General features: G+C 69.5%; 24 protein-coding genes. 11 read left to right on the forward strand and 13 right to left on the reverse strand.

The window, feature by feature from the left end:
• Positions 1–21: 21 nt before the first annotated feature.
• On the forward strand, positions 22–546 hold the full coding sequence (locus tag HDA40_RS37010) for a hypothetical protein (protein ID WP_253762526.1): 525 nt from the start codon (positions 22–24) through the stop codon (positions 544–546).
• A 49-nt stretch (positions 547–595) separates the two neighbouring features.
• On the opposite strand, the gene HDA40_RS37015 is transcribed toward HDA40_RS37010, so the two are convergent.
• A complete protein-coding gene (locus HDA40_RS37015) occupies positions 596–1,831 on the reverse strand; it encodes a beta-ketoacyl-[acyl-carrier-protein] synthase family protein (protein ID WP_253762527.1) in 1,236 nt (411 codons plus the stop codon).
• 62 nt (positions 1,832–1,893) lie between these two features.
• Here HDA40_RS37015 and HDA40_RS37020 point away from each other — a divergent pair, with 62 nt between their 5' ends.
• Positions 1,894–2,496 (forward strand): TetR/AcrR family transcriptional regulator C-terminal domain-containing protein, encoded by a 603-nt coding sequence (locus tag HDA40_RS37020; protein ID WP_253762528.1) that lies wholly within the window; start codon positions 1,894–1,896, stop codon positions 2,494–2,496.
• Positions 2,497–2,508: 12 nt separating this feature from the next.
• Here HDA40_RS37020 and HDA40_RS37025 read toward each other — a convergent pair whose 3' ends face one another.
• A complete protein-coding gene (locus tag HDA40_RS37025) occupies positions 2,509–3,000 on the reverse strand; it encodes a GNAT family N-acetyltransferase (RefSeq protein WP_253762529.1) in 492 nt (163 codons plus the stop codon).
• A 41-nt stretch (positions 3,001–3,041) separates the two neighbouring features.
• On the opposite strand from HDA40_RS37025, the gene HDA40_RS37030 reads away from it, so the two are divergent.
• Genes HDA40_RS37030 through HDA40_RS37055 form a run of 6 tightly spaced genes read left to right on the forward strand, consistent with a single transcriptional unit; the run spans position 3,042 to position 8,541 of the window.
• A complete protein-coding gene (locus tag HDA40_RS37030; protein ID WP_253762530.1) occupies positions 3,042–3,683 on the forward strand; it encodes a class I SAM-dependent DNA methyltransferase in 642 nt (213 codons plus the stop codon).
• A gap of 53 nt (positions 3,684–3,736) precedes the next feature.
• Positions 3,737–4,489, forward strand: coding sequence for a S1C family serine protease (locus HDA40_RS37035; RefSeq protein ID WP_253762531.1), 753 nt, complete (start codon positions 3,737–3,739; stop codon positions 4,487–4,489).
• A gap of 23 nt (positions 4,490–4,512) precedes the next feature.
• Positions 4,513–5,505, forward strand: a complete 993-nt coding sequence (locus HDA40_RS37040; protein ID WP_253762532.1) for an AAA family ATPase — start codon at positions 4,513–4,515, stop codon at positions 5,503–5,505.
• Positions 5,506–5,507: 2 nt separating this feature from the next.
• Positions 5,508–6,392, forward strand: coding sequence for a DUF58 domain-containing protein (locus HDA40_RS37045; protein ID WP_253762533.1), 885 nt, complete (start codon positions 5,508–5,510; stop codon positions 6,390–6,392).
• Positions 6,389–7,399 carry a VWA domain-containing protein gene (locus HDA40_RS37050; RefSeq protein ID WP_253762534.1) on the forward strand — a complete coding sequence of 337 codons (1,011 nt, stop codon included), beginning with the start codon at positions 6,389–6,391 and terminating at the stop codon, positions 7,397–7,399. The genes HDA40_RS37045 and HDA40_RS37050 overlap by 4 nt, the downstream gene beginning before the upstream one ends.
• The gene (locus HDA40_RS37055) at positions 7,399–8,541 is read left to right on the forward strand and encodes a VWA domain-containing protein (protein ID WP_253762535.1); all 1,143 of its coding nucleotides are present in this window, start codon (positions 7,399–7,401) and stop codon (positions 8,539–8,541) included. The genes HDA40_RS37050 and HDA40_RS37055 overlap by 1 nt, the downstream gene beginning before the upstream one ends.
• On the opposite strand, the gene HDA40_RS37060 is transcribed toward HDA40_RS37055, so the two are convergent.
• The 6 genes from HDA40_RS37060 to HDA40_RS37085 all read right to left on the reverse strand — a co-directional run bounded on the left by HDA40_RS37060 (position 8,495) and on the right by HDA40_RS37085 (position 14,223).
• Positions 8,495–9,181: an HAD family hydrolase gene (locus HDA40_RS37060; RefSeq protein WP_253762536.1), complete on the reverse strand. Its 687-nt coding sequence runs from the start codon at positions 9,179–9,181 to the stop codon at positions 8,495–8,497. The genes HDA40_RS37055 and HDA40_RS37060 overlap by 47 nt on opposite strands.
• Before the next feature lie 21 nt (positions 9,182–9,202).
• Positions 9,203–10,462, reverse strand: a complete 1,260-nt coding sequence (locus HDA40_RS37065; protein WP_253762537.1) for an arginine deiminase — start codon at positions 10,460–10,462, stop codon at positions 9,203–9,205.
• A gap of 15 nt (positions 10,463–10,477) precedes the next feature.
• The gene (locus tag HDA40_RS37070) at positions 10,478–11,923 is read right to left on the reverse strand and encodes a basic amino acid/polyamine antiporter (protein ID WP_253762538.1); all 1,446 of its coding nucleotides are present in this window, start codon (positions 11,921–11,923) and stop codon (positions 10,478–10,480) included.
• An 86-nt stretch (positions 11,924–12,009) separates the two neighbouring features.
• Positions 12,010–12,555, reverse strand: a complete 546-nt coding sequence (locus HDA40_RS37075) for a DinB family protein (RefSeq protein ID WP_253762539.1) — start codon at positions 12,553–12,555, stop codon at positions 12,010–12,012.
• A gap of 42 nt (positions 12,556–12,597) precedes the next feature.
• Complete coding sequence (locus HDA40_RS37080; protein ID WP_308197805.1) at positions 12,598–13,566, reverse strand: chitosanase; 969 nt, start codon at positions 13,564–13,566, stop codon at positions 12,598–12,600.
• 57 nt (positions 13,567–13,623) lie between these two features.
• A complete protein-coding gene (locus HDA40_RS37085) occupies positions 13,624–14,223 on the reverse strand; it encodes a TetR/AcrR family transcriptional regulator (protein ID WP_253762540.1) in 600 nt (199 codons plus the stop codon).
• A 46-nt stretch (positions 14,224–14,269) separates the two neighbouring features.
• On the opposite strand from HDA40_RS37085, the gene HDA40_RS37090 reads away from it, so the two are divergent.
• Positions 14,270–14,803 carry a hypothetical protein gene (locus tag HDA40_RS37090; RefSeq protein WP_253762541.1) on the forward strand — a complete coding sequence of 178 codons (534 nt, stop codon included), beginning with the start codon at positions 14,270–14,272 and terminating at the stop codon, positions 14,801–14,803.
• On the opposite strand, the gene HDA40_RS37095 is transcribed toward HDA40_RS37090, so the two are convergent.
• Positions 14,800–15,333, reverse strand: coding sequence for a hypothetical protein (locus tag HDA40_RS37095; RefSeq protein ID WP_253762542.1), 534 nt, complete (start codon positions 15,331–15,333; stop codon positions 14,800–14,802). The genes HDA40_RS37090 and HDA40_RS37095 overlap by 4 nt on opposite strands.
• A 139-nt stretch (positions 15,334–15,472) precedes the next feature.
• Here HDA40_RS37095 and HDA40_RS37100 point away from each other — a divergent pair, with 139 nt between their 5' ends.
• Entirely contained in the window at positions 15,473–16,642 is a 1,170-nt protein-coding gene (locus tag HDA40_RS37100; RefSeq protein WP_253762543.1) for a hypothetical protein, read from the forward strand.
• A gap of 69 nt (positions 16,643–16,711) precedes the next feature.
• On the forward strand, positions 16,712–17,785 hold the full coding sequence (locus HDA40_RS37105; RefSeq protein WP_253762544.1) for an NYN domain-containing protein: 1,074 nt from the start codon (positions 16,712–16,714) through the stop codon (positions 17,783–17,785).
• 97 nt (positions 17,786–17,882) lie between these two features.
• Here HDA40_RS37105 and HDA40_RS37110 read toward each other — a convergent pair whose 3' ends face one another.
• Genes HDA40_RS37110 through HDA40_RS37125 form a run of 4 tightly spaced genes read right to left on the reverse strand, consistent with a single transcriptional unit; the run spans position 17,883 to position 21,978 of the window.
• On the reverse strand, positions 17,883–18,899 hold the full coding sequence (locus HDA40_RS37110; protein ID WP_275978389.1) for a LacI family DNA-binding transcriptional regulator: 1,017 nt from the start codon (positions 18,897–18,899) through the stop codon (positions 17,883–17,885).
• Entirely contained in the window at positions 18,899–19,732 is an 834-nt protein-coding gene (locus tag HDA40_RS37115; protein WP_253762546.1) for a carbohydrate ABC transporter permease, read from the reverse strand. Before HDA40_RS37115 ends, HDA40_RS37110 begins: the two co-directional genes overlap by 1 nt.
• Positions 19,732–20,610 carry a carbohydrate ABC transporter permease gene (locus HDA40_RS37120; protein WP_253762547.1) on the reverse strand — a complete coding sequence of 293 codons (879 nt, stop codon included), beginning with the start codon at positions 20,608–20,610 and terminating at the stop codon, positions 19,732–19,734. The genes HDA40_RS37115 and HDA40_RS37120 overlap by 1 nt, the downstream gene beginning before the upstream one ends.
• A gap of 45 nt (positions 20,611–20,655) precedes the next feature.
• On the reverse strand, positions 20,656–21,978 hold the full coding sequence (locus HDA40_RS37125; RefSeq protein ID WP_253762548.1) for an ABC transporter substrate-binding protein: 1,323 nt from the start codon (positions 21,976–21,978) through the stop codon (positions 20,656–20,658).
• Between the last annotated feature and the right edge of the window lie 223 nt (positions 21,979–22,201).

A 22,201-nucleotide genomic window follows, 5' to 3' on the forward strand; every position in this document is an offset into this window, starting at 1 on the left:
GGTGCTCATAGGCTGCTCGTTGTGATCGGGTACGCACGCCGCGAGTTCCAGTTGATGCTGCTGCGCCGGATGGCGGATCTGCGGCCTGACCTGGTCGAGGAGGCCTATCCGCGGTTGGGTGCGACCCGGCGGGAGTACCTGGACGCGCACACCCGGTGGCAGCGGATGCTGCGATCGCGTACGGCTCCGCAGGGGCTCCAGCTGTTGCGGGCGGTGCTCGGCCCGTCCGACGCCGCGCGCCTGATCAGCGTCGGCGACGCCGAGGTCACGGCGCATTTGTGGCACTTCGGCGGGCTGTGGCCGGACCTGTCGTGGGAGGCGATCACCGGTCACGAGGGCTTCGTGCTCCGCGGTCAGCTCGTGCGGACAGGCGCGCCGGAGCCGACGCCGATCGAGCCGTGGCGCAGCGTCATCGGCGACGTCCTCGCCGCTCATCCGGACGCGCGTCAGGTCGATCCGCAGACGGCCGCGCACTGGCTGGTGGAGACCGGTGACGCCGGCTACCGCTTCGTGCATGGGCTGTTGCAGACGGTCACTCCGAACTGATCGGCCCGCCCGCCGAGCTGGCGGGCCGTCAGGTGGTGTCGGTGATCCGTCACACCGAGGTGAACAGGAGCGACACGTTCTGGCCGCCGAAGCCGAACGAGTTGCAGATCGCGGCGCCGACAGTCATCTCGCGCGGCGATCCGGTCACGACGTCCAGGGGGACGTCGGCCGCCTTCTCCGCCAGGTTGAGCGTCGCCGGGATGACGCCGTGCGCCACCGACAGCAGCGTGATGATCGCCTCGACCGCGCCCGCCGCGCCGACCAGGTGGCCCAGGCTCGACTTCGGGGCGGTGAGCACGGGCTTGTCGCCCAGCGCCGCCCGGATCGCGACCGCTTCGTAGACGTCGCCCACCACCGTCGACGTGGCGTGGCAGTTCACATGATCCACATCGGAGGGTTCCAGGCCGCCGTCGCGGACGGCCTTGCGGATCGCCCGGATCTGGCCCGCGCCGGTCGGGTCGGGGCCGGTGATGTGGTGCGCGTCCGCGGTGATGCCGAACCCGGCCAGGCGGCCCAGCACACGAGCACCGCGCGCCGCGGCGAAGTCGGCCCGCTCCAGAATCATCGCGCCCGCGCCCTCACCCAGCACGAACCCGTCCCGGTCCACGTCGAAGGGGCGCGAGGCCCGCGCGGGGTCGTCATTTCGCTTCGAGAGGGTACGCGCTTGGGCGAACCCGGCGATGGTCAACGGGTTGATGGCCGCCTCGGCGCCGCCGGCGATCACGACGTCGGCCTCATCCTCGCGGATCAACCGGGCGCCCAAGGCGAGCGCCTCGGCCCCGGACGCGCAGGCGGACACGGTCGTGTAGACGCCCGCGCGGGCTCCGTACTCCAGGCTCACCCACGCTGCCGGGCCGTTGGGCATCAGCATCGGCACCGTCAACGGTGAGATCCGGCCGGGCCCCTTCTCCTCCAGCAGGTCGTCCATGCCGAGGAGGGTGCCGACGCCGCCGATGCCGGTGCCGATCACGACGGCGAGGCGTACCGGGTCGACCTCGGGCCGGCCGGCGTCCTCCCAGGCCTGCTGGGACGCGACCAGGGCGGCCTGCTGGCACCGGTCCATCCGGCGGGCCTGCACCCGGGGCAGGACGCCGTCGGGGGAGACCGCCATCGGCGCGGCGATGCGGGTCGGCATCTCGTCGCCGAACGGCACGCCTTCGAGCAGGTCGTCGATGCGGCGTACGCCAGAGTTGCCGGCGAGCAGGCCGGCCCAGAGCCCGGCCACGTCACCGGCCATTGGGGTGGTGGCACCGAGCCCGGTGACGACGACGTCCTGCGCGTTCATGGTGGTGGCCTCTCGAACGGGTTGGGTTGCGTCGCGATAGTTGTATCGCATACAACTATGGCATGTCCACCGCGAACAGGCCGTCCGAGGTCGCCGAACCGCCCCGAGCCCGAGGCCGGCGTACGCGGGCGCAGATCTTGGAACGGGCCGCCGACCTGTTCGCCGCCCGTGGCGGCGACGCGGTGAGCGTGGCGGAGATCGCCGCAGCGGCCGGCGCCCACCCGCACCAGATCACCTACTACTTCACCTCCAAAGACGGCCTGTTCGTTCACGCCGCCTTCCTTCTCCTGCTGCGGGACGCGGCCCGGCTGGAGCCGCTCGGCCGCCGCCAGCGCACGCCGGAGTCGTTTCGCATCGTCCTGGCCAGGGCGGCGTTGGCGCTGCCGACGGTGCCGCTCGCGGTACAGGCGATGTCGATCGCGGGCCGCCGCCCGGAACTGCGCGCAGTCGCCCAGCACAATCTGGCGATTCTGTTTCGGCAGGCCGAGCGCTATCTCACCGGCGTAATGACCCGGCGCGGCTGGGTGGTCGACCGCACGCCGGAAGCCGAGACGCGTACCTTCTGGAGCACCGTGCTGGGCGCGCGGCTCGTCTCCGAGTCCGGCTTCGGCGGCCGCTCCGACGACATCGACCTGGCCGGAGTGCTGACCATCCGGCTCCCCTAAGCGCCGCAGACGTTAGAAGGCGGCTTCCATCCACACGTCTTGTGGCAGGGCGGGGTGGTCGGGATCGGTGGTGCGGCCGATCTCCCGGGACCCTTGTGCGCGGTAGAACGCGGCCGCCTGGTCGTTGCCGTCCAGGTATTCCAGGCGCAGCCGATCCGCTCCCTGGCCGCGCAGTCGCTCGAACACCGCCGTCATCAGGGCCGAACCCACGCCGGAGCCCTGCGTCTCGGGCAGCACATACAGCTTCCACAACACCGGTACGCCGTCCTTCTCACCCAAACCGGCCATGCCGACGATCCGGTCGTCGACCTCGGCGACCAGGACGTCGCCGGCCGCGATGCCGCGAGCGGTGGCCTCGACCGACCACCAGTTGGCCAGCGCCCACCGCACGTATTCGGGGCCGGTCAGCGGAGTGTAGGTGGGCGGCCACGCGGCGAGGCCGACCGCGCGGACATCGTCCGTGTCGGCGAGGCCGGCTGGGCGTACGACGATTGCGGAGATCATCCGGACATCATGGTGTCGGACCAGATCATTAGGCTCACCGGGTGACGTTTCTGGAGAGCACCCGCGCCGCCTACGACACCATGGCCCCGGCGTACGCCGAGCAGTTCCACGACGGGCTCGACGGCATCCCGGTCGAACGGGCGCTGCTCGGCGCCTTCGCCGATCTCGTCCGGTCCGCCGGGTCCGGGCCGGTCGCCGACGTCGGCTGCGGCACCGGCACAGGGACGGCGGACCTGCGCAAACTCGGGCTCGACGTGTTCGGGGTAGATCTGTCGCCTGGGATGCTCGCCTTGGCTCGCGAGCGCTTTCCGGAGTTGTCGTTCACCGAGGCGTCGATGACGGCGCTGCCGATCGCGGACGGGTCGCTCGCCGGCCTGTCGGCCCAGTACTCGATCATCCACATTCCCGACGAGGCGTTGCCCGTCGTGCTCGCCGAGTTCCATCGAGTGCTGCGGCCCGGCGGTGAGCTGCTGCTGTTTTTCATGGATCGCGACGAGCACGTGCTGCGCACCGAGGCGTTCGGCCTCACCTTCGCGTTGAACTACTACTTCCGGTCGCCGGAGGTGATGACCGAAGCGTTGGAGCGCAACGGTTTCGACGTGCACGTCACGGTGCGCCGCAAGACGCAGGCAGGAGAGAACATCCCCCGTGGAATGATCATCGCGCGTAAATCGCCGTTGTAATTGGCAAAGCTGCCTCCTACCGGGCTTTGAGGTCGCCGATCTAGTCTCGAAGGATGCGAAGGCGACTCGGAAGAGCTCTGCCGGCTGCGATCCTGGTCGTGGCGCTGGTGGGAACCGCCGTGATCGCGTACCGGTGGGGGGCGGGCGACCGGGACGAGACGCCGGTGGCCCGGCCGTCGGCGTCACCGAGCGCGACCGCTCCGCCGACGGTCAGTGAGGTCTATTCGGCGTTGGCGCCGTCGGTCGTCTCGATCACCTCGGTCTCCAAGACGGAGAGCGCCTCGGGCACCGGTGTCATCGTGAACGCCGACGGCAACATCCTGACCGCGCTGCACGTGGTCGACGGCGCGACCGCCATCCAGGTCGTCTTCGCCGACGGCACCCAGGCGAAAGCGCAGGTCGCCGCGTCCGACGCCGCCACCGACATCGCCGTGCTCCTGCCGGACCAGCTGCCGTCGGTGGTGGTGCCGGCGGTGCTCGGCGGAGGTGCTGCGGTCGGCGACGACGTCATCGCCATCGGCAACCCGCTCGGGCTGACCCTGAGCACCACCACCGGTGTGGTCTCGGGGCTGAACCGGTCGCTGACCCGCGAGGGCAAGGCCGACCTGAAGGGGCTCATCCAGTTCGACGCGGCGGTGAACCCGGGCAGCTCCGGCGGCCCGCTGCTCAACGCGGCCGGGCAGGTCGTCGGCGTGGTCGTCGCGCTGGCCAACCCGACCAAGGACGGCACCTTCATCGGCATCGGCTTCGCGGTGCCGATCGGCACGGCCGTCGGCGCCGGCGGCGAGCGGCCACCCCAGATCTAGCAGTTCCACGGCAGGAGGAAGCTTTGCAGCCCAACGGTTCCGCAGCGCCCGGCTCGACCCTGGTCGAACAGGTCTTCTACGAGGTCAAGAAGACCATCGTGGGTCAGGACGTCCTGCTGGAGCGGCTCGTGGTCGCGCTGCTGGCCCGCGGGCACATCCTGGTCGAGGGCGTGCCCGGGCTGGCGAAGACCCTGGCGGTCAAGTCGCTGGCCGAGGCGATCGGCGGCCAGTTCCACCGTGTCCAGTTCACCCCGGACCTGGTCCCGGCCGACATCGTCGGCACCCGGATCTACCACCAGCACAGCGGCGAGTTCCAGGTGTCGCTCGGCCCGGTCTTCACCAACCTGCTGCTCGCCGACGAGATCAACCGAGCGCCGGCGAAAGTGCAGAGCGCGTTGCTGGAGGTCATGCAGGAACGCCAGGTCACCATCGGACGCGAGACGCATCGTGTGCCGGAGCCGTTCCTGGTCATGGCGACGCAGAACCCGATCGAGTCCGACGGCACCTATCCGCTGCCGGAGGCGCAGGTCGACCGGTTCATGATGAAGGTGCTGGTCGGCTATCCGAGCGCGACCGAGGAGTTCGTCGTCGTCGAGCGTGCGCTCAAGGCCGCGGCCGCGATCCAGGCGATCATCGACCCCGCTCGGCTGGTGGCGTTGCAGCAGCAGGTCGACCAGGTCTACGTCGACCCGGCCCTGATCGAGTACGCCGTGCGCCTGACCACCGCTACGCGTACGCCCGCGCTGGTCGGACTCGACAAGCTGAGCCGCTACGTGACCTACGGGGCGAGCCCGCGTGCCTCGATCAACCTGGTGCTGGCCGCTCGCGCGCTGGCGTTCCTGCGCGGCCGCGACTACGCCGTGCCGCAGGACCTCACCGACCTGGCCCTGGACATCCTGCGCCATCGGCTGGTGCTGTCCTACGAGGCACTGGCCGACGAGGTGAGCGCCGACGCGATCCTCACCGAGGTGCTGCTCGCGCTGCCGGTGCCCGACATCGCGATGCAGGCCCGGTAGCCATGAGCCTGGCCTCCGACCGGTTGCTGCGACGCCTGGAATGGCAGGTGGTCCGCAAGCTCGACGGGCGGCTGCAGGGCGCCAATCGCACGGTCTGGCACGGCGCCGGGATCGACTTCACCGACCTGCGGACCTACACGTCCGAGGACGACGTCCGGCACATCGACTGGAACGTCACGGCCCGGATGGATGAGACGTTCGTCCGGCAGTACACCGAGGAACGCGACCTCACCGCCTGGTTGGTCCTGGACCGGTCGGCCTCGATGCGCGGTGGGGTCGGCCCCGGCAAGGACGCGGTCCTCGGCGACCTCGCGATCTGCCTGGCCCGGCTGCTGTCGCAGAACGGCAACCGGGTCGGCGCGGTGTTCTACGACAACCACTTCCAGCGCGTCATCCACCCCAAGACCGGGCGTACGCAGGCCCTGCGCATAGCCCATGAGCTGGATCGGACCGACGCCGGCCCGACCCGGGGCAGCACGACCGACCTGGCGGGGATGCTGCGTACCGTGGCCGGCGCCGCCCGGCGACGCAGCCTGGTCTTCGTGCTGTCCGACTTCATCGGCGAGGCGGGCTGGGAGCGGGCGCTCGGCCAACTGGCGTACCGGCACGAAGTGGTCGTGGTGCGCCTGGTCGACCCGGCCGAGCTGGACCTGCCCGACGTGGGCCTGGTCGTGGTCGAGGACGCCGAGACGGGCGAGCAGATCCTCGTCGACACCAGCGATCCCCTGCTGCGCCGGCGGCTGGCCGCCGAGGTGGACGCGCGCGAGTCGGCGCTGACCGAGACGATGCGGCAGGCCCGGGTCACCGCCCATCGGATCACGACCGACGCCGACCTGCTGCGGGCGCTGGTGGAGATGGTTCAGGACTCGCATCGGAGACGCCCATGACGGTGATGTACCCGCTTCTCGCGGTGGTCGCGGTGCTGCTCACGGCGGCCGCGATCACCGCGTACGTGGTGCTGTTGCGCCGCTGGTCCGCCGCGCTGCGAGCGGCCGGGCTCGACCTGACGGCCTTCTCCGGCCCGGCCGGTCGCCGGCGGCATCTGCCGTACGCGCTGTTCCTGGCGGCGTTGCCGTTGCTGCTGCTGGCGCTGGCCCGGCCGGCGGCCGAGGTCAACGTGCCGCGGGTGTCCGGCACGGTCATCCTGGTCCTAGACGTGTCGCAGAGCATGACCGCCGACGACGTGAAACCGAACCGGCTGTCGGCCGCCAAGACCGCCGCGGCCGGGTTCGTCGCAGCCCAACCGAGCACCGTGGACATGGGTGTCGTCGTGTTCGGCCAGGACGGGCTGGCCACCCAGGCTCCGACGGCCGACCACGACGCGGTGCTGTCGGCCATCGACCGGGCCTCGGCCGCCGGTGGCACCTCGTTGCGGCAGGCCATCCTCGTCGCGCTGACGGCGATCGTGGGTAAGCCGGTCGCCCTGCCCGCCGACGGTCAGGCCCCGGATCTCGGCTATTGGGGGTCGGCGACCATCGTCCTGTTCTCCGACGGCGAGGACACCTCGGGCGGAGGTGGCGGCGGCGGGGGCGGAGCCGCCGGCGACGGCAGCGGCGGCGTGCAGACCGCGGCCGACCTGGCCGCCACGGCGGGCGTACGCATCGAGACCGTGGGCATCGGCACCGCGCAGGGCACCACCGTCAAGGCGGACGGCTACCAGGTCGCGACCGCGCTACGGGAGGACGTGCTGACCGACCTCGCCGCGACCACCGGCGGTTCCTACCACCCCGCCTCCGACACCGACCAGATCAACCAGATCCACCGCTCCATCGACCTGCGGATCACCACCCGTCCGGAGACCGTCGAGCTGACCGGCGTCCTGGCCGTCGCGGCACTGGTCCTGCTCACCGCGGGCGGCCTGTTGATGATCAGCTGGCACGGAAGGATCGTCTGATGTCGCTCAGCTGGCCGTGGGCGCTGGCCGCCCTCCTCGTCGTCCCGCTGTTGCTGGCCGCCCGCTGGTGGGCCAACCGCCGACGTCGCCGGTACGCGGTACGTGTCTCCAGCCTCGCGTTGATCCGGGCGGCCGTCCCCGGGCGTACGTCGTGGCGGCGGCGCATCCCGGTGATCCTGTTCTCGGCGGCGCTGGTGTTCCTGGCCATCGGGGCGGCGCGCCCGCAGGCCGCGGTACGCGTACCGGCCAACGCCACGTCGATCCTGCTCGCGATCGACGTCTCCCGGTCGATGTGCTCCACCGACGTGCAGCCGAACCGGATCACCGCCGCGCAGGCGGCCGCTCGCGAGTTCATCAAGGCCGAGGGCGGCGAGACGAAGATCGGCCTGGTCACCTTCTCCGGCATCGCCGCCATGCTGGTCGAGCCGACGACCGATCAGGACAAGCTGCTGAAGGCGATCGACGGGCTGCGTACCGGCCGGGGCACCGCGATCGGGCAGGCGATCCTGACGTCGATCGACGCGATCGCCGAGACGAATCCAGCCGTGCCGCCGACCGGGGTGACCGCCGCCGAGGAGGCCTCGCCCGCACCCTCCGGCGCCCCGGCCGAATATCAGGCCGACACCATCGTCGTGCTGACCGACGGTGCGAACACCCAGGGCGTCGAACCGGTGACCGCCGCCGAGCAGGCGTCCGCGCGCGGTCTGCGGGTCTACACGATCGGCTTCGGCACGACGCAGCCCGCGCCGATGGTGTGCTCGGCCGATCAGATCAGCGACGGCTCCGCCTTCGGCAGCGACGGCGGCCGGTTCGGCGGCGGTTTCGGGGGAGGGTTCGGCGGCGGCCGCGTTCAGCAGATCGACGAGGACACCCTGGAGAAGGTCGCCGAGATCACCGGCGGCGAGTACTTCCGGGCCGAGGACGCCGAGCAGTTGCAGGACGTGCTGACCGATCTGCCGAGCAACTTCGTCGGGCAGCTGAAGAAGGTCGAGATCAGCGTGTGGTTCGTCCTGCTCGGTACGCTGCTCGCGGTCGCCGCGGTGGTGCTGTCCCTGCGGTGGAACCGGTCGCTGAGCGTGCCGGCGTCGGTCGCCGCTAAGCCGCCGGCTGGACCAGCGGCAGGAGCTGATCGATCCCCGTGACCCAGTCGACCGGGCACGGCCGTTCCGGCGGCGTACGCAGCACTGCCCGGCCCTGGTAACCCAGGGTGAGCGCCGCCTCGACCAGGTCCGGCGCGTCGTCGACGAACAGGCACTGTTCGGGCGCCAAGCCGAGGGCGTCGCTGGCGTGCCGGTACATCCGGGGATCGGGCTTGTGGCAGCCGACCAGCGCCGAGATGGCGTACGCCTCGAAGAACCCGTGCAGTCCCAGCGCTCGGTGTAGCTCGGGCAGCTCCGGCCAGGCGTCGGAGACGACCGCCATGCGGACTCCCCGTTCGCGCAGCGTACGCAGAGTCGGCAGCACTTCGGGGAAGACTTCCAGGATGGACGCCGGGGGCACCGGCCGTCGCAGATCGGCCAGCAGTTCCGGGGTTCCGGTGATGCCGAGGTGGCTCAAGATGGCCCGGTGAAAGTCGTCGTAGTCGGGCGTGGTGGCATCGGCGGCCGCCGCCATGAACACGTCGCCGACCGCGATCGCTCCAGCCAGATCCTCGTCGGTGAGCGCGGGAAAGTGTTCGCGCATGATGTCCTCGAAATCGGCGCGCGGGTTCCATCGGCCGCCCTTGGGCTGCATCAGGACGCCGCCGGAGTCGAACAGCACGGCCTGCGGTCTGCTGGGCATCCGGCGAGAATAGCCGGGTCTTCAGAACTCCACGGGGTCGCGGACGATCGGGCAGGTCATGCAGTGGCCGCCGCCGCGACCCCGGCCCAGTTCCGCGCCGACGATGGTGATGACCTCGATGCCGGCCTTCCGCAGGAGCGTGTTCGTCTGCGTGTTGCGGTCGTAGGTGACCACCACCCCGGGTTCCAGCGCGACAGCGTTGTTGCCGCTGTCCCACTGCTGGCGCTCCGAGGCGTACACGTCGCCGCCCGTCTCGATGACGCGGAGCTTGGGCAGGCCGAGCGACTCGGCCACGACGTCGACGAACGGCCGGTCGCCCTGGTCGACGACCTGGACGCGCGGCGTCTTGTCCGTGGGCCGCAGCGAGAACGTGTGGATGGACTCCACGATCTTGCGGTAGAGGGTGACCACGTCCCGGTCGGCGAAGGTGAACACGGTGTCCAGGTGCATCGCGGCGCGCAGCTTCGGCATTCCGGCCACCACCACGTGGTCGGCCGCGCCGTTCTCGAACAGCGACGCGGCGACCTGGGTGATCGCCTGGCGGGAGGTGCGCTCGCTCATCCCCATGAGCACGACGCCGTTGCCGACCGGCATGATGTCGCCGCCTTCGAAGGTGGCCTGCGCCCAGGACTGCTCGGGATCGCCCCACCAGACCTTCGACCCGACGTAGTCGGGGTGGAAGGAGTAGATGGCCTTCATGAGCATGGTCTCGTCGTGGCGGGCCGACCAGTACAGCGGGTTCATGGTCAGACCGCCGTAGAGCCAGCAGGTCGTGTCGCGCGTGTAGAGGGTGTTGGGCAGCGGCGGCATGAGGTACTCGCGGATGCCGGCCGACTCGCGGACCAGCGCCAGGTAGGGGGAGCGGAACTCGTCCGGCAGGTCGGCGGTGGCCAGCCCGCCGATCAGGTGTTCGGCCAGCTTCGCCGGGTCCAGGCTGTCCAGGTACGCCCGCGTCGGCTCGACCAGCCCGAGACCCACCTCGTTCGGAGTGATCTTCCGGTCGAGCAGCCAGGTCCTCGCGTCCCCGATCGCCATCGTGTCGGCGAGCAGGTCGTGCAGCTCCACGACGTCGATGCCCCGCGCGAGCATCTTGTTGACGAAGTCGAGGTGATCCCGCTGCGCGTTCTCCACCCACATGACGTCGTCGAACAGCAGATCGTCGCTGTTGGTCGGGGTCAGCCGCCGATGGGCCAGACCCGGCCGGCAGACCAGCACCTTGCGCAGCTTGCCGACCTCGGAGTGCACGCCGTACGCGGCGGCGGGCTTGCCCGACTCAGTCATCAACGACCTCCAGCTCTAGAGAGAGATCCAGCCGGCCGCGAGCGCCACGATGCCCAGCACCGCACCCGCGATCGAGACCGCCAGCAGGACGAATTCGGCCGGGGAGAAGAGCCGGCGGCCCTGTTCCCGGCGCGCCATCACGAACAGGATCGTGGCGGGCGCGTACACGATGAACGAGACGAGCACGAACTTCAGACCGGCCGCGAACAGCAGGAACAGGGTGTACACGGTGGCCAGGGCGGCGATCAGGATCTGCCCGCCGGACCCGCGTCTTCGGTCGGCGTCCCAGCCCAGCATCACCTTGAGCGCGTACGCCGCCGCCAGCAGGAACGGGATCAGCGTGAGCGCGCTGGTGAGGTCGAGGGCGAAGGTGAACGCGTCCTCCGAGAAGTACGTGACGATCAGGAACAGCTGGGCGAGCGCCGTCGACATGACCAGCGCCGGGACGGGCACGTCAGCGGGGCTGGTGCGACGCAGGAAGCGCGGCATGTCGTCGTCCTTGGCCGCGACGAGCAGCACCTCGGCTGCCATCAACGTCCAGGCCAGGTACGCCCCGAGCACGGAGATGATCAGCCCGACGCTGACGAAGACCTTGCCCCAGGTCCCGACGGCTGCTTCGAGTACGCCGGCCATGCTGGGCTGGCGCAGCTCGGCGATCTGGCTCATCGGCATGATGCCGTAGGAGACGATCGTGACCGAGGCGAAGATCGCGAAGACGCTGAGGAAGCCCAGCACGGTGGCACGGCCGACGTCCTCGCGGCGCTTGGCGTGCCGGGAGTAGACGCTGGCCCCCTCGACGCCGAGGAAGACGAAGACCGTCGCCAGCATCGTGCCCTTGACCTGGCTGAACAGCGACCCGGCGTAGTCGGCCCCGCCCCAGTTCTCCGCGAACACCTTCGGGTCCAGGTAGAACAGCACCAGCAGGATGAAGACGATGATCGGCACGAGCTTGGCCACGGTGACGACCCGGTTGATCGCGGTGGCCTCTTTGACGCCCCGGCTGATCAGCGCGTAGAACGCCCACAGGCCGATCGAGGAGAGCACGATCGCCAGGATGGTGTCGCCGTCGCCGAGCGCGGGCACGATCGCGCCCACGGTGGACATGATCAGCACCCAGTAGGTCACGTTGCCGACGCAGGCGCTGGCCCAGTAGCCGAAGGCGGAGAAGAAGCCGGGATACTCGCCGAACCCGGCCTTGGCGTACGCGTACACGCCGGCGTCCATGGTGGGACGGCGTACGGCGAGCATCTGGAAGACGAAGGCCAGCATCAGCATGCCGGTCCCGGCGACAGTCCACGCGATGAGCGCGCCGGCCACCCCAGTCGCCTGGGCGAACCGGCGGGGCAGCGAGAACACTCCAGCGCCGACCATCGAGCCCACGACCATCGAGGTCATGGTCCAGAACGTCAGCTTCACCGACGCCGGAGCACCGGCGGCCTCCGGTTTCGTCTCGACCTGCATGCGTACGGGCCCCTTCCGCTGCCCGTGACTCTACTGTCGAGATCTAGCCTTTGGTCCGGATTCGTGCATTTTGAGGGAACGCGGGACTACTGTCCGACCCGGCCGTCGATGCGCTCGCGGAGCAGGTCGGCGTGACCCATGTGGCGCGCGTACTCCTCGATCATGTGCACCAGGATGTCGCGCAGCTCGTCGCCCTTGGCCCCGGCGAAGTCCATGCCCGGTGCGGCGGCGACGTACTGCTCGGCGAACGCGACCTCGCCTCGCCAGGTCTCCCACGCCTCCCGGACGACCTCGGGATCGCCGACCGCGCCGTTGAAGTCCTCGTCGCGATCGTCGCCGGACCGGTAGAGCCGCGGCCCGTCGTACCCGTCCATGTGGATGCGGAACCAGTAATGCTCCACGCCCGCCAGATGCCGGATCAGGCCGAGCAGGGACATCGTCGAGGGTTCGACCGACCGCCGGGCGAGCTGCTCCGCGTCCAAGCCGGCGCATTTGAGCACCAGCGTCTTGCGGTAGTCGTCGAGATAGCCGACCAGCACCGCCTGTTCGCCGCGATAACCCTGCTGACTGCGCGGGTCCTCCTCGGGCGTCACGAACATGTTGGACCAGCCGAACTGGCGCTCCTCCGTCATGGGTCCAGCCTTGGCGGTGAGGCGGGCGCGCCGCAACCGAATTTAGTTGATCGTGTACGAGTCGCCGTAGACGGACCAGCGCAGCGGCGTGGCCAGGGTGAAGTTGCGGGCCTTGAGGAACACCCGCTGCTCGGTGTCGACCCGGTCGGTGTTCTCGTGAGCCGCCTCGGTCAGCATCGCCGCCTTCCGGGCGTCCAGAAACGCCGTCAGGTAGGCGTACTCGTCGCCGCCCTGGGCGGGTGTCTTGGCCTTGCGCATGGCCGCGGCCCGGATGCCCCCGAAGCTCACCGGGTCGCTCCCGGGGCCGTGCATGACGAGGGCGTCGTAGTAGATGAACTGCCCGAGCGCCCGCAGCCCGTCGGCCTTGCCCTGGCGGACCGCCGGCGTGAAGTAGACCCGGTCCCGTTCGTCGTTCTGCGCCTGCTGGAACGCGCCGTCCTTGGCCGCGGTCGCCCAGTCCGCCGGGTAGCCGGGATCGAGGCCGGCGTGCGAGTCCGAGCCGTCGACCGCGCGGAGCGCGGGCAGATACTTCGCCAGCACGTTGCCCGGCTTGCGCTTGGTGTACAGCTCCACCAGCTCCAGCATGTCGTGGGTGCCCGAGCAGAAGCCGATGATCCCGCCGGTGTAGCCGCGGCCGTCGTCGATGTCCTCGACGTACTTGTACTGGGCCTTCCAGTTCAGCGAGGAGTTCTCGGCGCTGGAGACCAGCTTCATCGCGATCTCCTTCTTCGCCGGGCTGTCCAAATTGGTCACCGTGCTGCTCGTCGCCTTCATGGGGCTCGGCGTCGCCGTCGGGCTGACGCTGGTGGTCGCGTTCGGGGTGGCGGCCGGGCTCGCGCTGGGCGAGGCCGTCACCGGCTCGCTCCCGCTGGGAGTCGAGGTGCCCTCGACCGCGGCAGACGCGATGCCGGGGGTAGGCGCGGCCGGCTTCACCAGCACGACTACGAGCAGCGCCAGGACCGCGACGCCCGCGGCTCCAGCCAGCCAGAAACGGCGGACGGTGCGATTCACGGGCGCCAATTTACGGCAAGCGCCGGGTCTGTCCAACCCCCGGCCACGTCGCGCCGATCACACCGCGTCCTGCCCGGTCAGTTCCGACAGGTACGCGTTGAGCTGTGCCACCATCTCGTCGGCGGTGAGGTGGCCGGCCAGGGCATGCACGGTGAGCCCGTCGACCACCGCGTGCATACGGCGGGCCAGCGTCGGCACGTCCTGCGTCGTCGGCGCGAGTGCCTGGTACGCGGCGAGCCCCTCGATCATCTGGACGCACAGCTCGTACATCGAGGTGAAATGCCGTCGCTGCACCCGGGCCAGTTCGGGGTCGCCGAGGCCCAGCGCCAGGAACGAGAAGGCGATCGAAGCCTCCGTACGCCGCCGTTCGTCGACCGGCATCGTCTCCAGCAGGATCGCCCGCACCGCGCGTACCGGGTCGGTGGGCGGCGGCAATGTCCGGATGCGCTCGGTCACCTGGTCGATGACCTGCTCGCAGGCGAAGGCCAGCAACTCGCCCCGAGTCGCGAAATAGTGGCGCAGCGCGCCGGTCGACCAGCCCGCGGCGGCGGCCACGGTCCGGATCGACACCTCGTCGACCCCTTGCTCGGCGATCACCTGCCAGACGGCGGCGGCCAGCTCCCGGCGGCGCTGCTCGTGATCCACGATTTTGGGCACTGAGCTATTATGACACGGTCGTGTTAAAAAACCGGGGGAGGGTGCCGTGATTCCGCTGATCATCGCGTGCGAGGTCGGCTTCTGGGTCCTGCTGCTGGCCGGGCTCGCCGCGCGCTATCTGCTCAAGGCCAAGACGCTCAGCACCGTGCTGCTGATCTGCGTACCGCTGGTGGACCTCGTGCTGCTGGCGGCGTCGGTCATCGACCTGCGGGGCGGGGGCACCGCCACCGTCGCGCACGGGCTGGCGGCCATCTACATCGGGGTGTCGGTCGCCTTCGGCGGCCAGCTGGTGCGCTGGGCCGACCAGCGGTTCGCCCACCGGTTCGCGGGCGGGCCGGCTCCCGTACGCCCGCCGAAGCACGGCCCGGCGCACGCCGCCTACGAACGCCGGCAGTGGCTGCGCCACCTGCTCGCGTACGCGATCGCCGTCGCCGTCATGGGGCTGTTCACCCTGCTCGTCGGCGACGTCGAGCGGGTGCTGCCGATGTGGGGGCCGATGGGCGGGTGGGGTGTCGTCGTGATCGTCGACTTCCTCATCTCGTTCAGCTACACGCTGGCGCCGCGCAAGGCCAAGTCCTAATCGCACTCCTGCCCGGCCGTGTCCTGAAACTCCTCGGTGCTCAGGAGACTGCTCGCATAGCGATCGTCGCCCTGATACGTCTTGGTCAGGATCGGCCGGGCCGGGTCGGCCGCCCGCACCTCGGCCAGGGTGAACGGGAAGCTGCGTACGCGATGCTCGCCGGACTCGTCCCAGGCGCGTACCTCATAGCCGCCGTCGTCGCTGCCGTCGGTTAACGCGGCCGGGATGGTGCCCTCGGACTTCCACTGCGAACCTGGCTCGGCGAGCGTCACCTCCAGGAAGTCCCCGTCCGGGGCGTCACCGGTGCGCTCCAGCCGAAGCAGTGGATCGCCGACCCCGCCGCCGGACTCGGCCGGATACAGAATGATCGTCCGCGGTACGCCGAACGCCGCACACCAGCTCAGCACCGCTACGAGCCGTCCCGTGCCGTCGAGGCGTACGCCCCCGACGCCGTCGACCGCCGGGCTGCAGCCCGTCAGGCCGGTCAATGTCAGCACCGCCATCGAGATCGACATCCATCCCCGTCGCATGACCTGATGGTAGGTCCGATGAACGGACCGACCATACGGCGATTCGGACGATCCGCGGACAAGCTGATTGACAGCACACTCCGTGGTCCTCACCCTGGGCGAGCACTTCGCATTTCTTGATCGGGGGATCACCGCGGAAATGGCCTACTCTCGCCGTTCACGCGCCGTCGTCGCGGTGGCGTTCGCCGCCGTCTTCCTCTGGCTCGCGCCGCGCGTCGCGGCGAGCAGCGACGATGAGAGCCGCGTCGTCAGCGGCGTGCTGTTCGTCAACGACGTGAGCCGCAAGCCGATTCTGGGCCTGAGCCCACTGATCGGCGGCGCCGAGATCGACCTGCGCCGCCTGGCCCACCACCGCGTCAGCCTGCAGGCCGTCATCGCCGCCGGCCAGAAGCCCGGCAGTGTCGCCTTCACGATGCTGGGGTCCAAAGGCACCAGCTACGCGCGGATCGAGTCGCAGGCCCCGTTCTTCCTCTGCGGAGACTATGTGGACTGCCCGCTGCTGGCCACGCCCGACGTCTACACGGTGACCGTCCAGGCGTACAGCGGCGAGGACGCGACGGGTACGCCGATCGGCGCCGAGTTCTCGGTCCGTTTCACGGTCTCGGAAGACGATGCGCCGGCCGCCGACCAGACGATCGACGTGCTGTTCGTCGGCAACAGCCTGATCGGCACCGCGACCAAGGCCACCGGCGAGGACACCCCCGAACTGGTGCGCCACTTCGCGACCGGCGCGGGCCGGTCGGTGAACATCACCAAGGTCATCCACTTCGGCTACAGCCTGCGGCACACCTGGAACGACGGTCTGGCGGCGGCCGCGCTCGACGGCACCAGGCAGTACGACTTCATCGTGCTCCAGGAATTGAGCACACTCGTCGCCACCAACCTGCCGGCCGCCCGAGACACCCTGCTCAAGCTGTACGCACCGACGTTCCAACGGGCGCTGAAACCAGGCGGCCGGGTCGTCCTGTTCAAGAACTGGGCGCTGACCAACCCGTCGCCGTTCCGCTCCCGGACCGCGGCGAAGGCCGCGATCGACGCGAACTACGCCGCGCTGTCCGCCGCCCTGACCACGCCGAACCTGCTCGCCCCGATCGGCGACGAATTCGAGAAGATCATCGCCGCCGAAGGCCCGTCCTACCTGATCGTCCCCGACGGCAAGCACCCCAACGACAACGCCGTCTACCTCGACGCCGCCACCCTGTTCGGGATCCTGCTCGGGCAGTCGCCGCGCGACCTTCCCGCGCTGTTCCTGCCCGCCGACGTCGCGGCGTACCTTCGCGGCGTGGCCGCCACGGCGATCGGTTACTGACGGTTCCGTGGGTTGCCCGGCTCGACCTGGTACAAAGGGTTTCTGGCCGGCGATTCTTCTGGAGCTGATGTGGATCAAGAAGAGCGCATCGCGCTGTTCCTCGACTACGAGAACCTGGCGATCGGCGCCCGCGACCATCTCGGCGGCATGGCCTTCGACCTCAAGCCGGTCGCCGACGCGCTGGCCGAGCGGGGCCGCGTCGTCGTGCGCCGGGCGTACGCGGACTGGTCCTACTTCGACGAGGACCGGCGGCGGCTGACCCGGCAGCACGTCGAGCTGATCGACATCCCGCAGCGCATGGGCGCCTCCCGCAAGAACTCGGCCGACATCAAGATGGCGGTCGACGCGATGGAGCTGGCCTTCGAACGGGACTACATTTCGACGTTCGTGTTCTGCACCGGCGACAGCGACTTCACCCCGCTCGTGCACAAACTGCGCGAACTCAACAAACGTGTGATCGGCGTCGGCGTCGAGAAGACCACTTCCGCGCTGCTGCCCCCGGCCTGCGACGAGTTCCTGTTCTACGACCGGCTCGAAGGCGTGGAAGTGCCGGCTCGCCCGGCGCCGCAACCGGCGAAGGCCGCCGAACCGCCCAAGCCCGCGCAGCCCGTCGAACCGGTCGAGCCGGAGCCCACCGAGCCGGAACCCGCCACCCGGGACATCGACTCCCTGTCGGTGCAGGTCGCCCAGACCGTCGCCGGTTTGCAGCGCAGCAGCGGCGGCTCGGTTACCGCCTCCACGCTCAAGCGCACGCTGCTCCGCAAGGATCCGACCTTCAACGAGGCCGACTATGGCTTCCGGGCGTTCGGCGAACTGCTGCGATTCCTGGCCCAGCACGACATCATCGAGCTGACCGAGGGGCCGGCGAAGGGCGACCCGGAGGTGTCGCTGCCCGAGCACGGCGACCGCGAGGAAGCATTCGGCCTGCTCCGGACGGTCGTCGCCGAACTGTCCCGCGGCGGTGGCGCAGTGGCCCTGTCCGGTCTGAAGAACCAGCTTCGACGCGTACGCCCGGAGTTCAGCGAGAAGAAGCTCGGCTACCGCAGCTTCCTCCAGTTCTGTCAGGCCGCCGCGACGAGCGGAGTCATCGACCTGAACTGGAACCCCGACGTCGGCGACTACCAACTCAGCCCGGCGGCGTAGCGCGCAGATCACGGTTATGCAGCCCAAAACTGCTCAAGATCGCATGCATATCCGTGATCTGCAACCAAAGCGCCCGCGGGGAGCGGGGAGCGGGCGGCTAGGCGGATTCGCGGACGATCAGTTCGGTCGGCAGGACGACGGAGTCGACCGCCTCCGAACCGTCGATCAGTTCGAGCAGGAGGCGTACGGTCTCCTCGGCGACCTGTTCCAGCGGCTGGCGCATGGTGGTCAGCAGCGGATGCGTCGACATCGCCACCGAGGAGTCGTCGAACCCGGCGACCGCGACGTCTTCCGGCACGCGGCGACCCGCCGCCCGCAGCGCCGCGAGGGCGCCCGCCGCCATCAGGTCGTTGCCGACGAAGACGGCATCGAGGTCGGGCGAGCGGGCCAGCAGTTCGGTCATGGCGAGTTCACCGCTGCGGCGCGTCCAGTCACCGTACGCGATGAGCTTCTTGGTGGCCTTGCGCCCGAGGACGTCGCAGAACCCTTCGAGCCGCAGCAGCCCGCCGGGGGTGTCGAGCGGGCCGGTGATGGTGGCGATCCGGCGGCGGCCGGAGTCGGCGAGGTACTGCGTCATCCGCTGGGCGCCGCCGCGGTCGTCGGCCGCCGCGAACGGCACCTGGTGCCGGCCGCCGGGGATCTCGCCGCAGGTCACCGCCGGGATGTGCTGGCGGCTCAGCTCGTCGAGCAGCGGATCGCCCGAGTGCGTCGTCACCAGCAGTACGCCGTCGCAGTGCCCGCCGCGCACGTAGCGCACCACCCGGTCCCGGTCGCCGTCGTTGCCGGACAGCATCATGACCAGCGAGATGTCGCGTTCGGCGAGGCGGCGCATCGCGACCCGCATGAGCGTGCTGTAGTTCGGGTCCTCGAACAGTTTCTCCTGCGGCTCGGACAGCACCATCAGCACCGAGCCGGTCTGCCGGGTGACCAGGCTGCGGGCGGCCCGGTTGACGACGTAGCCGGTCTCGGCGACCGCTCGCTGCACGGCGGCCAGCGCGGCGGCGCTGACGTACGCGTCGCCGTTGATCGCCCGCGACACGGTGCCGCGGGAGACTCCGGCGACGCGGGCCACGTCGTGGATGGTGGGACGGGAGGCGCGTGGGCTCACGTGCATCAGCCTTTCACAGCTCCGCTCGTGAGGTCGGTACGCCAGTAGCGTTGCATGGTCAGGAACAGCGCGATGAGCGGAATGATCGAGATGAGCGCGCCGGTGATGACGAGTGTGTAGAGGGCCGGCTGGTTGGCGCCGGTGGCCAGCCAGGTGTAGAGGCCGACGGTCAGCGGGAACTTCCGGTCGTCGGCCAGCATGATGAACGGCAGTAGGAAGTTGTTCCAGATGGCGACGAACTGGAACAGGAAGATCGTCACCAGGCCGGGCACCATCATCGGCAACGCGATCCGGTTGAGCAGCCGGAATTCGCCGGCTCCGTCGATCCGGGCCGCCTCGATCATCGAGTCGGGGATCGCCGCGCCGGCGTACACGCGGGCCAGGTAGATGCTGTAGGGATGCAGGATGCCCGGTAGCAGCACCGACCAGTAGGTGTCGGCCAGGCCGACCTTGGCCAGCAGCAGGTACTGCGGGATCGCCAGCACCACCGAGGGCACCAGGATGCCGCCGATCAGCAGGTTGAAGATGAGGTTCCGGCCGGGGAACCGGAACTTCGCCAGGGTGTAGCCGGAGATCGCGCTGACCATGGTGGACAGCAGCGCGCCGACCCCCGCGTACAAGGCGGTGTTGAGGGTCCAGCGCCAGAAGATGCCGTCGCGGTGGTCTGTCAGCTCGACGAGGTTGTCCCACAGCCCGGTGCCGGGTTGGAAGGCGTTGCTGGAGAACAGTTCCGCGCGCGACTTGGTGGCGGCGACGAGCACCCAGACCACCGGCAGCAGGCTGTAGACCGCGCCGATGAGCAGCAGGACGGTCGGGGTGAGGCCGAAGCGGCGGCGCATCAGGACTCCTCGCTGAAGGCTCGCTTGCGGACGACGCGCAGGAAGCCGAAGGACAACACCAGGGAGATCGCCGCGATCACGATCGACGTCGCGGCGGCCGAATACAGGTCGAGGTTCTTGAACGCCTGCGTGAAGACCATCATCAGGGGGCTCCAGGTGGAGCTGATGGTGTTCGAGATCGGCCGCAACGTCATCGGTTCGGTGAAGACCTGCGAGGTGGCGATGATGGAGAACACCGTGGTCAGGATCAGCGACGGCACCAGCATCGGCAGCTTGATCCGGGTCGCGATCTGGAACTCGCTCGCGCCGTCGAGCCGGGCGGCCTCGTAGTACTCGGGCGAGATCGAGCGCAGGTGGGTGTAGAGGACCAGCATGTTGAACCCGGTGCCGCCCCAGACGGCGATGTTGGCCATCGAGAACATCACGACGTCGGGGTCGAACAGGTTCGCCTGGAGGCCGAACCAGTGCAGCACCGCGTGGATCGGGCTCAGGCTGGGCAGGTACAGGAAACCCCAGAGCAGCGAGGCCACGACGCCCGGCACGGCGTACGGCAGGAAGATCGCGATGCGGGACACCCGCTTGAGCCGCGCGTGGGCGGAGTCGAGCAGCAGCGCGAACAGGACCGCGAGCCCGAGCATCACGGTGAGCACGACGACCCCGTAGCCGAGTACCCGCAGCCAGCCCGCCCAGAATTCGTGGTCGGTCAGCGTGGCCTGGTAGTTGTCGAAGCCGACCGAGACCTCACGGCGCGAGCCTTTGCCGAGGCCGAGTCCGCTGACCTTGGTCCCCCGGGTGCCCAGATAGAGGGTGTACCCGATGGGGACGGCGAAGAACGCGACGAAGAGCGCCATCGCCGGAGCGAGGAAGAGGTAGGGCACGGCGCCCGCCCGAAGGCGGGCGCCGGTCCGTGGCGGGCGCTTCATCTACGAGGCGACCTTGAACCCGGCCTTGGTCATGTCGGCGATCGTCGCCTGCTGCACCGACGTGAGCGCGTCGGTGAACGACGACTTCGCCTGGATGGCCTTGCCGAACGAGTCCTCGTACGCGGTGTACGCGGCGTTGACGTTCGGCCCGAAGGTGAAGCCGCGAGCGCCGGAGGAGATGGCGGCGGCGTCCTTCCAGAAGCTCGCCTGGTTGCTGAAGTACTCCGGTGGGGTCGTCAGCGACGACTGGCCGGCGCTGGCGGCCGGGTAGACCTGGGCCTGCTTGACGAGCAGGTCGACCGCGGCCGGGTCGGTGTTGAGCCAGGTGAGGAACTTGGCGGCGGCGCTCTTGTGCTTGGAGGAGGCCGAGATAGAGGCGGCCGAGCCGCCCCAGAAGCCGCTGAAGCTCTCGCCTGCGGTCCACTGCGGCAGCGGGGCCATGGCCCACTTGCCCTTGGTGCTTGGCACGTTGCTCGACAGCACGCCCGGCGCCCAGACGGCCGAGCACCAGGTGAGCAGCTTGCCGTTGGTGAACGCGGCGTTCCACTCGTTGGACCACCACGCCTGGGTGTCGACCACGCCGTCCTTCACGAGGCCGCCCCAGAACTCGGCGACCTTCGTGGTGGCGGCGTCGTTGATGCCGACCTTCCAGGTGTCTCCGGCGATCGACCACCACTGGCCGCCGGCCTGCTGCGACAGGCCGGCGAACCAGCCGCCGTCCTTGTTGGAGAAGCCGCCGAAGTAGACCGACTTGTCGGCGGCGTGCACCTTGCGGGCGGCCGCGGCGTACTCGTCCCAGGTCTTGGGGACGGCGACGCCGTACTTCTCCAGCAGGTCGACGCGGTAGAACAGACCCATGGGGCCGCTGTCCTGCGGCAGGCCGTAGACGGCGTCGGTGCCCAGCGTCACCAGGCCCCAGAGGCCGTCGCTGAACGCCGACTTCGCCCCGCTGACCAGCGACTTGATGTCGGCGACCGCCTCGGCCGCCACGAACGACGGCAGCATCTGGTACTCGGCCTGCATGATGTCGGGCGCGTTGCCGGCCTTCGCGGCGGTCAGGAACTTCGCCGCCGACTCGTTGCCGCCGCCCTGGTTGCTGATCGTGACCTTGATGTTGGGGTTCGCCTTGTTCCAGACCTCGGCGATCTTGTCCATGTTCGGCGCCCAGGTCCAGTAGACGAGTTCGACCGGACCGGTTTCCTCAGGGGTCGCCGTCGTCTTGTCGTCGTCGCTGGAACAGGCGGCTACGCCACCGAGGGCGGCCGCGCCCGCGGCGCCGAGCAGCAGGCCCAGCGCAGAACGGCGGGGGAGTCCGTGGGGCATTGTTCCTCCGGCATTGGAAGTCGGGGTGGTGGGGGTTGGGGGATATGCGAAGCCAGATCATGTGTCTGTGAACGTTCACAGGTGCCGAACAGTGTGTGTCATCACTTCGGCCGAGTCAAGCGGACGTTGCGAAGCCGTTAAGTTCGCAGCTCAACCCCCGCGCAATGCGAAGGAAAGCTGGGAGTAACCGGACCTGATCTACCGCCGGAACGGCCGGTTCGCT

The organism is Hamadaea flava (genome assembly GCF_024172085.1).
Lineage (GTDB): Bacteria > Actinomycetota > Actinomycetes > Mycobacteriales > Micromonosporaceae > Hamadaea > Hamadaea flava.